Here is a 12,243-nt window from a genome sequence, read left to right as displayed (position 1 = left end):
AAACTCACGTAGAATTCGCGGCTGGACTACGTGAGCCCGCATGAAACGCGACGATATCGAAAACGAAGAACTCACGCGCTTGTTGCGCAAGTTCGGCCAACCGGGGGACGGCAGCGCTGCCGTCAAGCTGGCCCATCGCGAGTTTTACAATCGCATGGCCGGTGCGCTCGACCGGCAGGCGCTTCAGGCGACCGGTTTCAACGACGACCTCGCCCGCCAGACCGTTCAGGAGGCGTGGTGCAAGATCGTGACGGGCGCGCAGGACTACGATCCGTCGCGCGCCTCCGTCAAGACCTGGGTCAACATGATCACCCGGTACTGCGCGCTCGATGTGCTGCGCGTGCACTACAAACATTCCCGCTTTACCCACGATGACGCCGAGGATGCCAAGCCATCCGGCGACCCGGCAGACACGCGCAACTTCGGTCAGATCGCAGGCGATGCGCCGATGGAAGACCCCGACGACATCGCGTGCGAGTGGCCGAGTGCCGCCGACGGCATCTACGGCAATCAGATCCAGAGCGCGGTGCGCAAGTGTCTCGATGCGCTGCCCGCCGGCTCGAATCCCAACTATCGTTTGGCCATGGAACTGGCGCTCGACGAGGACCTCTCGTACGCGGACATGACCGTGGAGATGCAACGCACGTTGCCCCCCGGCGTGCTGATCAACAGCGAGCAGGTGCGCGGCTGGGTCAAGAAGGCGCGCGAGCGCATGCGCGGGTGTGTGTCGCGCAAACTGGGCTTGGGCAAGACAAGCACTTCAGGCAATGCAAAGGAGACGGGCGAGTGAATCACGACGAACTGGAACGTTTCCGCTCACTGGCGTTTCTCTACGCCTGCGACAAGCTCGACGCGGGCGAACGGGCGTGGATGGACGCGCAAATCGCCGCGCATCCCGATTGGCAATCGATCGTGCGCGAGGAGCGCGATTTCGCCGGCGCCACGCGTGAAGCCATTGAAACGAGTTACGCCGAGCGTGCGCCGCTGGTGGCGTTCGACGATCTGCCCGATGCGCAAACGATTGCCGCGCGTGCGAAGCCATCGAACGGCACCGCCAAAAGCCAGCGCAAACCGGCCTCGCTGACCGATCGTCTGCGCGGTTGGTGGCGTGCGCCGGTGGGCCGGGGCTGGGCGTTTGCTTCGGTGGCGGCGCTGGCATTGCTCACGGGGCTGCAAACCGTGCGTCTCGCCGGGTTGGAGAAACTGGCCGTGCCGACCGAAGGCACGAGCACCCTGCGGGGCGGCGCATCACCGGCGCCGGGCGTGCCGCTGTTGCAGGTGATTTTTGTCGAGACGACGACCGTCGCGCAGGTTCGCAAGACGCTTGGCGATCTTCAACTCGACATCGTGCGCGGGCCGGACGACGACGGCATGCTCTGGCTGGCAGTGCCTGCGGGCGACCCGAAGAAGGCGCTGGCCGACCTCAAGGCGACCGGGCTCATCGTTTATGGCGATGTCGCGAGCGACGGCAAATAGCATTCACTGCTGAGGCATCGGCGTGTCGACGACGGGGACTTCGGTCCCCGCTTTTTATGGCCACGGCCAGCACAAAAAAATCTGAAAAAAGTCTCCCGGTTTTTCGACCGGGCTCCGAATAGGGGAGTAACTGCTGCGACGCACGCCACCTGTCAGGGAGGTGCCAGCCGAACAGCGGATCAACGAACGCCGAAACGGTGAACCCGTGAAATGGCAACCCTATTGCGGAGAAAGCGACATGAAGCAACGTGGAAAGATTTTGCGCGACACGAGCGCGGGCCCCGGTCTCGTGATGATCGGTTCGCGTCAGCATCCGTTCGACCTGGAAGGCGTGTGGCAATCGTCGCAGGCCCCGGCGGTGAACATGACCGTCGAGGCGTTGCTCGACGACACCGGCCGCGTGATCACGTTGAGCGTTGTCGCTGAGAGCCAACTGGCGCGCGAAGCGGCCGACGAGGCGATGGCGGCGGTCAAGCAGAAGGGCAACGCGCTCGTCGCCCGCTTCGGTCCGCGCACGCTGGGGGCGATGGCCTTGCTTGCCATTGGCTGGTTCATGCTCAACGTGGTGTCGGTGCAGGTCTCGGCGGACTACCGCGTCGGTATCTCGTTCTGGAAGTTGCTGGGCCTGATCAACTCGCCGGGCGGTGTCATCAACGCGATGGGCGGCAACGGGGGCAGCGCGGGGATCTACGGGCTGGTGGCCGTGCTGGCGATCGTCGCACCACTGGCCCCTTACTTCGTCAAAGACCGCCGTGCGCATCTGGCGAACCTCTTGCCGCTGGTCTTCATGGTCGTGATCGGCATTGCCATCTATCTGAACATCAGCGACGGCCTGTCGCAGGCCAAGACGGCAGCGTCGTACTTCGGTGGACGCGATGCCGGACGCATGGCCTCGGACTTCGCGTCGCAGATGGTGCGTGAAGCCCTCAAGGCGATTTCGCTCGGCTTGGGTGCCTACCTGTCGCTGATCGTCAGCGTGTATCTCGCCGGGACCGGCTTGCGCGGTTTCCTCGCCGGGCGCTAAGCGAGCGCCTCGATCACCGCGATACCTCCACGACAACCCATCAGGATTTAACCACCATGACTACGCTCAACCACTCGACCAAGATCGCTAAATCCGTCAGCCCCGCCAAGCCCGTCAAGCGTTTGCTGTTCGCCGCACTCATCGCCTCCTGCGCGATGGGGCTGGCGGCCTGTGGTGACAAAGTTGACAAGGGCGCCAACGCGCCGACGGACAAGGCCGCTGCGGCCCCTGCCAATCTCAACGACGTCAAGTCGCCGCAGGCCGCCCAGCAGTTGCAAAAACAGATGGTGCAGGACAGTCTGCCGAAAGCCGACCCCGCCACGCCCGACGCCAGCTACGCCGAACTGAACAGCGGCAATCAGTTGATGTTCTCGTATCTGGCGCTGGCAGATCTGCCCGTTGATTACGATCAGGTGGCCCGGCGCATGTCGCGGGACTACGCGAATTCGAATGACGAGTTCCGCAAGCACGATCTGCTCGACGCGCTCAAGCCGAAGATCGACGGCTCGGTGTCGCAAGCCAAGACGCAGCGTTACTTCCGCATGACGATCAACAACGGCATCCGCCAGTACGCGTTCGACAAGAAAGCGTTCCCGCTGGATAGCTCGCTCTCCGAGGCCGGGTCATACCGCTACTTCCTCGACAACGGCGACTACCGTCTGAGCTTCAGCAACGGGGAGCGCTTTCACGATCTGAGCGTGCAGGACGAGAACGCAGCGCGCAAGATCGAGTCGATGCGTGCACGCGGCGAAGCGCCGAATCTGGTGGTCTATGCGTTCGCACAGTCCGCCGATATCGCGAACAAGGCGGTGAGCGCGCAGATCGTCAAGGTGACGCTGGTCGACCGCCAGGGCAACGTGCTGGCGTCGCAGTAATTACTCGGGGAGATCGAGTTTCATGCCCTCGTGAGTGGCGTGAAAGCCAAGACTTTCGTAAAAACGCCGTGCATCGTCACGGCGTTTGTCCGTGGTGAGTTGCACGAGCGTGCAGCCGGCCGCGCGCGCTCGTGCAATCACTTGCTCGAAGAACCAGCGGCCGACACCTTGGCCACGACAGGCGCTCGATACGCGCACCCCTTCCAACAGCGCGCGTGTACGTCCGCGCCGCGATAGCCCGGGAATCACCGTGAACTGCATCACGGCCAGTAGCTGCCCCTCACGCTCGACCACCAGATATTCATTGCCGCCCTGTGAGGTCATCGCGTCGAACGCGCGCTCGTAGATCGGCAGGTCTTGCGGGTCGGTGCTCTCGCGCGACGTTCCGAGCACGTCGTCGGCCAGCAGCGCGACGATCGCGGGCAAGTCGGCACGTGTTGCGCTGCGCACCTGTGCGGTGGCGAGGAAATCGGTCATGGCAGTGATCCAGACAAGAGGGGATAGGGGCGGTCGTCAGCTTACTCCTCGACGGTGCACGGCTTGGTGCAAGGCCCTGATCACGTCGTGGCTTTCTTCTAATTTACTTCGTGAGCGAAACAAAATATGACATATACTTCGCATGCGAAATAAATTGAAAGGTCACCGTTTGCATCAGAGGCGCGCCCCCCAATCCCCCCCAATCCCCCCGAAGCATGACGCGCCGAGGAGTGAAGCCATGTCATCCCTTGCCTTGGAAATACAAGCCGTCGACGGGTATCCGCTTGGCGCACATGCGTGGTATCCGCAGACGTTGCCAGCGCGCGGTGTGGTGCTCGTGCATCCGGCGACGGCGGTCCCCGAGCGGCTGTACTTCGCCTTCGCGCAGTACGTGGCGCAACGGGGTTTGATCGCCATTACCTATAGCTATCGGGGCATCGACGGCTCGCGGCCATCACGCTTGCGCGGTTTCGAGACGCGCATGCGCGACTGGGCCGATCTCGATGTGGAAGGCGTCACTCGCTGGGCCCATCAGCAATACCCATCGCTGCCGCTTTATGCCGTGGGTCATAGTTTTGGCGGGCACGCCATCGGACTGTGCGAAAGCACGAATCTGCTGCGGGCTGCGGTACAAATTGCCTCGCATGCCGGGTCGATGCGCGTCGTGACCAACCTTCGCGAATGCCGGCGCATCACGTTGCTGCTGCATTGGATCGGACCATTGCTGACGCGCGCCATGGGTTATATGCCGGGCAGCCGGCTGGGTCTCGGTGAAGACCTGCCTGCGGGGGTATTCCTCGAATGGAGCGATTGGACGCGACTGGAGAACTACTTCTTCGACGATCCGACGCTGCATGCCGAAGCGCGTTTTGCACGCGTGCGCACGCCGATTCTGTCGATGGGGTTCGATGACGATCTCTGGGCGACGCCCGCCGGCATCGAAGCGCTGGTCTCTCGATTGCGTAACACCACCGTGGTGCGCCGCACCATCGAAGCTATTTGTTCGGATACCGGAACGATCGGCCATATGGGATACTTTCGCCAGCGTGCCGGCGCGTTCCTGTGGCCCGAGACTATCGATTGGCTGTTGTCGACAGGCGAGGCAGACGAGGTAGTGGAAGCAGGACAAGCGGGGCAGGGCGTGATGGCGCGAGCGAGTGCGCCGGCGCCACTCTCATCGGTCTCCACTCACCTTGCCTGAATGCCCAAAGCGAAACCTCCGGTCACTCCACCTCCCCCGGCTGCCAAGACGTCTCATCGCGCCCCCAACAAGTCTGCCAAGTCCAGCGAGGCCACTGAGGCCACCGAGGCCATTGATCGACGGTTGCTGTTCCTGCTCAACGTCGGACAACGTCACGTGCAACGGTGGATCGACATGCGCGCGGACGACAGCGCTGGCGTGAGCGCGGCGCAGGCGGGCGTGCTCTTCTATCTGTTGCACCACGACGACGCGCTGGTTGGCGAAGTGGGGACGGCATTGCATCTGTCGCCCTCGTCGATGACGGGGCTAGCCAACCGCATGGTGAACGCCGGCTTGCTGGCACGCCACGCCGACGCCGTCGACGGCCGCGCCACACGCCTGAGCGTGACGGCGGCCGGTCGCAAAGCGATTACCCGTGCCCGCGAGGTGCTGGCCGAACTCAACGCGCGTTTGCACGCCGACTTCAGCGAAGCCGAACTCACTGTCGTTGCGCGCTGGCTGGGCAATCTGCAAACACAATTCCCGACCGACGAATAACGTCTGCCGCGCGCTCGCTTAGTGAATGGCGAGTGCGTTCGACTGGACGTTGGCGACGCCTGCGGCTACGTTCACACCGATGTTGCCCGAGGCGCCCATCAATGCGCGCTCACCCAGCGAAGCATTCGTCGCGGCGTTGACCGTGGCAGCGTTGCGAATGTCCTGATGCGAGTTGATCAGCACATTGGACGCGCTGGCGAGCACCAGTTGATTCGATTGCGTGTTGAGCGCACCCGCGGCGACGTTCACGCCGAAGTTGCCATGGGCGTCACGCAAGGCGTCGGCCCCGAGCGTGGCCACTGCGGCGCCGGAAAACACGGCGTCGCTGGTAATGCTCTGGCGGTTGGAAATCTGCACGACGTTGGTCGCAACGGCACCGGTCGTATCGGCAGGAGGGGCCGCGAGGGCCGGGGCGCTGACGAATGGCACGGCGGCCAGCGCGATAGTGCTGAATACAGCAGAGGCTAAGGCAGATGCGGAGCGCAACATGTCGTTTTTCCCCAGACCATCCGACGGGACGGATATCTGGTTATCGGCACCTGAGGTGCTCGGGTTGAATGATCTTCCACATGTCGCGCATCCGCCTCGGGCTATTGTTGTTTTGCCCCTGCACCAAGGTGTGGCACGTCACCGGAAAACGACCGGCATTCCCGTGCCAGTCGCGGCGCGATTCTCGCATGGCAACGCGCGTGCGCGCTGCCATGCAAAGCTGTGAAGCACCATTGAGTCCCGGCACCCTTGACGCGCGTGATTACGCAGGTTCCCCCGCGCCATTCGCCAATCCCCGTACATCGCTGCGCGCCGTCGCCGCAGCTTGCTGCTGCACCGTTGCCGATTTGCTGTGGTCGATGAGCAACACCGCAATGACAGCCACCACGGCGGGAATGGCGATCGCCATAAAGTTTTGCTGCAACGGCAGCGACATGCTTACCAGCACCCCGATCACGATCGGCGCCAGAATCGCACCGCTGCGACCGACGCCCGAGGCCCAGCCGATACCTGTGCCGCGCGCCGCCATCGGGTAGAACTGCCCCGCATAGGCGTACGTCACGATCTGCGTGCCGATGGTCGAAGCACCCGCCAGACCGACGAGAACGAACAATACCGGCGTCGGCACCTTCACCCCCAACAGCGTGATCGAAACCGCTGCCAGCGCGTACATGCCGACGAGCACGTACTTGATGTTGAAGCGGTCGGCGAGCCAGCCGCCGCCAATCGCACCGAGCATCGCGCCGAAGTTCAGCACGAGCACGAACGTGAGGGCCGAGCCGAGGCTATAGCCGGCGCTGGCCATCAGTTTGGTCAGCCACGAGCTGAGCGCATACACCATGAACAGGCACATGAAGAACGCGACCCACAGCATGGCCGTGCTGAACCCCCGGCCGTCCTGAAACAGACGCGAGAGCGGGGCAGCAGACTTGCGATCGCTCCCCGGCAAGGCGAACTGGTCACCCGCTTGTGCAACATAGGCGGGCGACAGTCTGGCGAGCACTTGCTTGAGCGCATCGTGACGGCCGGTGCGGATCAGGAAGGGCATCGATTCCGGCAGCGCGCGCATCGCGAACGGCACCAGCAGCGCAGGCACCCCGGCGGCGAAGAACACCGACTGCCAGCCGTACGATTCGATGAGCCCCTTGCCGAGCAGTGCGGCGAGCATGCCGCCGACCGAGTAGCCCGAGAACATCAGCGTGACGAGCGTGCCGCGCAGCTTGCGCGGCGAGTACTCGGTCATCTGGGCCACGACGATCGGCATCACGCCGCCGATGCCGACACCGGCGAGAAAGCGCGTGATCGAGAAGCTGATCGGTTCGTGCGTGAGGCCCGCCGCAGCGGTAAAGAGCGAGAACATCAGCACGCAGATGGCAATGGCCTTACGCCGCCCGATGCTGTCTGCGACCATGCCCATCACGATGGCGCCGAACATCATGCCGAACAGCGCGGAACTGACCATGAAGCCGGCGCTGGTCGCGTCCACGCCCATCGATTTCATGATCGACGGCAGGGCGATGCCCGCGACGGCCAGGTCGTAGCCGTCAAAGATGATGATGAGGGCGCACCAGATCAGGATGCGGCCGTGATAGCCGTTGAAGCGGGCTTCGTCGGCAAGATGATGAACGTCGATGTGTCGCATGCGGGTGTCTCCATAACAAATCGCCCTCCGTCGAAGTGCGGAGAGTCTTTCAGGATTTTTTTGACCGACGCAAGCGGCACGAGGCCGGGCTTCACGGGCGTCCTGCTTGCCACAAGCGGTAGGCCGCCAATGACATGCCGATGAAGCAAACCACCTTTCCGGAGGCCGGAAGGTGGCTATTTATGCAATATTGTGCATGCAGTAAACGCGAAAAACGCCAACGCTGCAAGCCATATATTGCCGTTTAAGGGTTTTACATGACGGAACATTGCACTTAAGTGCATGTTTAATCGGGGGTGCCACGAGGGCAGGAGAGGGGTGGCGACCGGCCCGAAGGCCGGTCGCGGCAGAGCACGTCAGGCTTTCTGCTTACTGCTTGGCCACCGAGAACGGCGGCAACTGGTAGCTCCACGTCTCGCTCACGGCCTTACCGCCGGAGACGAGCGCGGCACGCAGCTCGGTGACCTTGGCCGGGTCCTTGACCATCACGCGCAGATTCAGGCGCATGCCACGCGTCACCGGGTTCGGTTGCAGCGTCTGCTCGATGATCGTGGCGTTGTCGCTCACGCTCACCTGCGGCGTGACAGCGCCTGCGGGCAGCGACGCGAGGGGGCCGCCGTCGAAGTCCACCACGAGGCCCGTGCTGCCGTCGAAATGACGAATCAGGTTGGCCTGCGTGATTTCACCGGCCGTGCGCAGCGTCTGCTTCACCCACGCGACATTGCGATCGATGATGCCGCGCTCGTTCATCGTCCAGTGGATCGTGTAATCGGCTTGCAGCGGCTGGCCCTTGGGCGGCAACTGATCGGGCGTCCAGAACGCGACGATGTTGTCGTTGGTCTCGTCGGCGGTCGGAATCTCGACCAGTTCGACGTGCCCCTTGCCCCAGTCGCCCTGCGGCTCGATCCACGCACTCGGGCGCAAGTCGTAACGATCCTTCAGGTCTTCGTACTGCGAGAAGTCGCGGCCGCGCTGCAACAGGCCGAAGCCACGCGGGTTGGTGACCTGAAACTGGCTGATGGCGAGATGGCGCGGGTTATTGAGCGGGCGCCAGATCCATTCGCCGTTACCGGCATGAATCGCCAGACCGTTCGAATCGTGCAGTGCCGGGCGGAAGTTGTACGGATCGCGCTGCTGGTTCGGGCCGAACAGGAACATGCTCGTGAGCGGCGCAACGCCCAGCTTGGTCACCGGCCCGCGCATGAACACACGCGCCTGCACCTTCAGCACCGAGTCTTCGCCCGGCGAGAGTTCGAAGCGATACGCCCCGGTGGCACGCTTCGAATCGAGCAGCGCGTAGAACACCAGACGCTTCTCGTCACCGGTCGGGCGCACGATCCAGAACTCGCGAAACGCGGGGAATTCCTCCGCGATGGGCAAGCCGGTATCAATGGCGAGTCCGCGCGCGGAGAGCCCGTAGACCTGTCCCTTGCCGATCACGCGGAAATAGCTCGCGCCGAGCACGCTCATGATCTCGTCGAGCTTGCCGGGTTCGTTGATCGGGTAAAGCACGCGAAAGCCTGCATAGCCCAGGTTATGCGTGGCGCTGCGGTCGAGCTTCAGATCGCCGAAGTCGAAACGGCTGCTGTCGTACTTGATCTCGCTGACCTTATCGGCGCCATTGCTTCCGACGATCTCGTTGATCTTCACCGGCGAGCTGAACTGCATGCCCTGGTGATAGAAGCCCAGACGAAACGGCGTGGATTGATCTTTCCACTCGAAGTTTTCGCGCTTGGGCTGGATCTTGATGTAGTCGCCGAACTGCATTTGCGCGAACGCGGGCGTGAGGTTGCTCGTGGGCGCGACATAGGGGGTATCGGCCAGCGTTTTGGCGCGCGCGGTGACGTCATCGAGCGAGAACGCCTGCGCGTGTGCTGCACCCAGCAGGGCAACCACAGCCGAGAGCGCGGGCACGAAGGTGCGCGCGCGTTGGCGCCAGGACACAGCGAAGGGGGACAAAAGCACGCAATTCTCCGGAAAAATTGAGCAGAATCACGCCAAATCGCCCGCATTAATGAGCGAAACGCGAATGGCGGCGCACCACATTGTGGCAAAGTATCGGACTTCGTGTCGCGCACGCGGTTCAAATCAATATGGCAGTGCGCGGCTTCTGACGACAAGACGGGCGATGTTACCGCGCGGTTCAGCGCTGCGGGGCGGCCCCGTCGAGCTTCATTGGGACGCTATCAGATGAAAATGTTCACCGCGCTGGCGCTCGCGGCCGGCTTCGTGATGACATCGGCGGTTGCCGCACCTGCCACCCAACAAGATACGCCCGCAGTAGCGCTCGCCATGCCCTCGGCGGCGGCCAAGCAGGCGTTCATCGATGACTTGATCGCTCGCATGACGCTTGACGAGAAGATCGGTCAGTTGCGCCTGATCAGCATCGGCGGCGACATGCCGCAAGCCAAGTTCATCGAGGAGATTGCGGCCGGTCGCGTGGGCGGCACGTTCAACTCGGTCACGCGTTCGGAAAACCGTCCGTTGCAAGACGCCGCAGTCAAACAAAGCCGTCTGAAGATTCCCATCTTCTTTGCCTACGACATCGTGCACGGGCATCGCACGGTGTTCCCGATCAGTCTGGGGCTGGCGTCCAGCTGGGACATGTCCGTCGTCAAACAGGCCGCACGCGTGGCCGCTGTCGAAGCGAGTGCCGACGGTGTCGACGCGACGTTTGCCCCGATGGTCGACATCTCGCGCGACCCGCGCTGGGGCCGCACGTCCGAAGGTTTTGGCGAAGACCCGTATCTGGTTTCGCAGAGTGCGCGCGCCAGCGTGCAGGGTTTTCAAGGCACCTCCCCGGCCAACCCCGACAGCCTTATGGCGTTCGTGAAGCACTTTGCGCTGTACGGTGCGGTGGAAGGCGGGCGTGACTACAACGTCGTCGACATGAGCCTGATGCGCATGTATCAGGACTATCTGCCGCCGTATCGCGCCGGTCTCGATGCGGGCGCGGGCGGCGTGATGATCGCGCTCAACTCGATCAACGGCACCCCGGCGTCGTCGAACAAGTGGCTGCTGCGTGATCTGCTGCGCGATGAGTGGGGTTTCAAGGGCGTGACCGTGAGCGATCACGGTGCCATTGACGAGTTGTTGCGTCATGGCGTGGCCAAGGACGGCCGCGAAGCCGCCAAGCTCGCTATCGAAGCCGGTGTCGACATGAGCATGGCCGACACGCAGTACCTCAAGAACCTGCCCGATCTCGTGAAGTCGGGAGACGTGCCGATGCGCGACATCGACAGCGCTGTGCGCGAAGTGCTCGGCGCGAAGTACGACATGGGGCTCTTCGCCGATCCGTACCGTCGTATCGGCGACGCGGCGCACGATCCGAAGGATGTGAATGCGCCGGTTCGCCTGCACCGTGAAGCGGCCCGCGATGCAGCGCGCAAGTCCATCGTGTTGCTCGAAAATCAGCACGGCACGCTGCCGCTGCGCAAGGCGGGCAAGGTCGCCGTCATCGGGCCGCTGGCCGATGCGAAGATCGACATCATGGGCAGTTGGTCGGCGGCGGGCAAGGCCGATCAGGCCGTCACGCTGCTTCAGGGCGTGCGCGACGCGCTGGGTACGAACGCGCAAGTGACCTATGCACGCGGCGCGAACATCACCGACGACAAGCGTGTGGTCGAGTACCTCAACTTCCTCGACTGGGACAACCCCGAAGTCGTGCAGGACAAGCGCACGCCGAAGCAGATGATCGACGAAGCCGTGAAGGTGGCACGCGGAGCGGACACGCTGATCGTGGCCGTGGGCGAGTCGCGCGGCATGTCGCACGAGGCATCGAGCCGCACGAGCCTGTCGCTGCCGGGCAGCCAGTTGGCGCTGTTGCAGGCGCTCAAGGCCACCGGCAAGCCGCTGGTCGTGGTGCTGATGAACGGCCGTCCGCTTGATCTGAACTGGCCGAAGGCAAACGCCGACGCCATGCTTGAGACCTGGTACAGCGGCACCGAAGGCGGTCATGCCATTGCCGACGTGTTGTTCGGCGATTACAACCCGTCGGCCAAGCTGCCGATCTCGTTCCCGCGCTCGATCGGGCAGATCCCGACGTACTACAACCAGTTGCGCATTGGCCGTCCGTTCACCCCGGGCAAGCCGGCCAACTACACGTCGCAATACTTCGAAGAAGACTCCGGCCCGCTGTATGCCTTCGGCTACGGACTGAGCTACACCACGTTCGATGTGTCCGACGTGAAGCTCTCGGCCAAGACGCTTGCGGCGGGCGGCAAGCTCGACGCCAGCGTCACCGTGCGCAATACGGGCAAGCGTGAGGGCGAGACCGTCGTGCAGTTGTATTTGCAGGATGTGGCGGCGTCGATCGTGCGTCCGGTCAAGGAACTGAAGGGCTTCCAGAAGGTGGCGTTGAAGCCGGGCGAATCGCGCACGGTGCACTTCGACATCGACGAGAGCCTGCTCAAGTTCTACAACGCGAAGCTGCAATACGTCGCCGAGCCGGGGGACTTCAACGTGCAGATCGGCCTCGATTCGCAGAACGTGAAGCAGGCGGGCTTCGTCCTTCAATAAACCG

The 12,243-nt window shown here is 63.2% G+C and carries 11 protein-coding genes; 7 read left to right on the top strand and 4 right to left on the bottom strand.

The features are described 5' to 3' along the window. The first annotated feature begins 40 nt into the window (after nt 1-40). The 4 genes from CDV44_RS18675 (at nt 41) to CDV44_RS18660 (ending at nt 3,375) form a co-directional block, all read left to right on the top strand. The gene (locus CDV44_RS18675) at nt 41-790 is read left to right on the top strand and encodes an RNA polymerase sigma factor (RefSeq protein ID WP_087689551.1); all 750 of its coding nucleotides are present in this window, start codon (nt 41-43) and stop codon (nt 788-790) included. Beyond that, entirely contained in the window at nt 787-1,476 is a 690-nt protein-coding gene (locus CDV44_RS18670) for a hypothetical protein (protein WP_087689550.1), read from the top strand. Before CDV44_RS18675 ends, CDV44_RS18670 begins: the two co-directional genes overlap by 4 nt. 238 nt (nt 1,477-1,714) lie before the next feature. Next, complete coding sequence (locus tag CDV44_RS18665) at nt 1,715-2,500, top strand: hypothetical protein (RefSeq protein WP_087689548.1); 786 nt, start codon at nt 1,715-1,717, stop codon at nt 2,498-2,500. Between the two features lie 56 nt (nt 2,501-2,556). Continuing rightward, nucleotides 2,557-3,375 carry a DUF4852 domain-containing protein gene (locus CDV44_RS18660; RefSeq protein ID WP_087689546.1) on the top strand — a complete coding sequence of 273 codons (819 nt, stop codon included), beginning with the start codon at nt 2,557-2,559 and terminating at the stop codon, nt 3,373-3,375. On the opposite strand, the gene CDV44_RS18655 is transcribed toward CDV44_RS18660, so the two are convergent. Then, nucleotides 3,376-3,852 carry a GNAT family N-acetyltransferase gene (locus CDV44_RS18655; RefSeq protein ID WP_087689544.1) on the bottom strand — a complete coding sequence of 159 codons (477 nt, stop codon included), beginning with the start codon at nt 3,850-3,852 and terminating at the stop codon, nt 3,376-3,378. Nucleotides 3,853-4,090: 238 nt separating this feature from the next. Between CDV44_RS18655 and CDV44_RS18650 the strand changes: the two genes are divergently transcribed. Both CDV44_RS18650 and CDV44_RS18645 read left to right on the top strand, forming a co-directional pair. Continuing rightward, a complete protein-coding gene (locus CDV44_RS18650) occupies nt 4,091-5,053 on the top strand; it encodes an alpha/beta fold hydrolase (RefSeq protein WP_141118764.1) in 963 nt (320 codons plus the stop codon). Between the two features lie 174 nt (nt 5,054-5,227). Next, on the top strand, nt 5,228-5,590 hold the full coding sequence (locus tag CDV44_RS18645) for a MarR family winged helix-turn-helix transcriptional regulator (RefSeq protein ID WP_249277660.1): 363 nt from the start codon (nt 5,228-5,230) through the stop codon (nt 5,588-5,590). An 18-nt stretch (nt 5,591-5,608) separates the two neighbouring features. Here CDV44_RS18645 and CDV44_RS18640 read toward each other — a convergent pair whose 3' ends face one another. From CDV44_RS18640 to CDV44_RS18630, 3 genes are all read right to left on the bottom strand, one after another. Next, entirely contained in the window at nt 5,609-6,079 is a 471-nt protein-coding gene (locus tag CDV44_RS18640; protein WP_087689531.1) for a hypothetical protein, read from the bottom strand. Between the two features lie 262 nt (nt 6,080-6,341). Next, entirely contained in the window at nt 6,342-7,721 is a 1,380-nt protein-coding gene (locus tag CDV44_RS18635; RefSeq protein ID WP_087689529.1) for an MFS transporter, read from the bottom strand. Between the two features lie 369 nt (nt 7,722-8,090). Beyond that, complete coding sequence (locus CDV44_RS18630) at nt 8,091-9,635, bottom strand: glucan biosynthesis protein G (protein WP_371328796.1); 1,545 nt, start codon at nt 9,633-9,635, stop codon at nt 8,091-8,093. 282 nt (nt 9,636-9,917) lie between these two features. Here CDV44_RS18630 and bglX point away from each other — a divergent pair, with 282 nt between their 5' ends. Continuing rightward, nucleotides 9,918-12,239, top strand: coding sequence for a beta-glucosidase BglX (gene bglX / locus CDV44_RS18625; protein WP_087690722.1), 2,322 nt, complete (start codon nt 9,918-9,920; stop codon nt 12,237-12,239). Nucleotides 12,240-12,243: the final 4 nt, after the last annotated feature.

The organism is Pandoraea sp. PE-S2R-1, from assembly GCF_002179865.1.
GTDB lineage: Bacteria > Pseudomonadota > Gammaproteobacteria > Burkholderiales > Burkholderiaceae > Pandoraea.
This window is presented reverse-complemented; position numbering and strand designations above follow the sequence as displayed.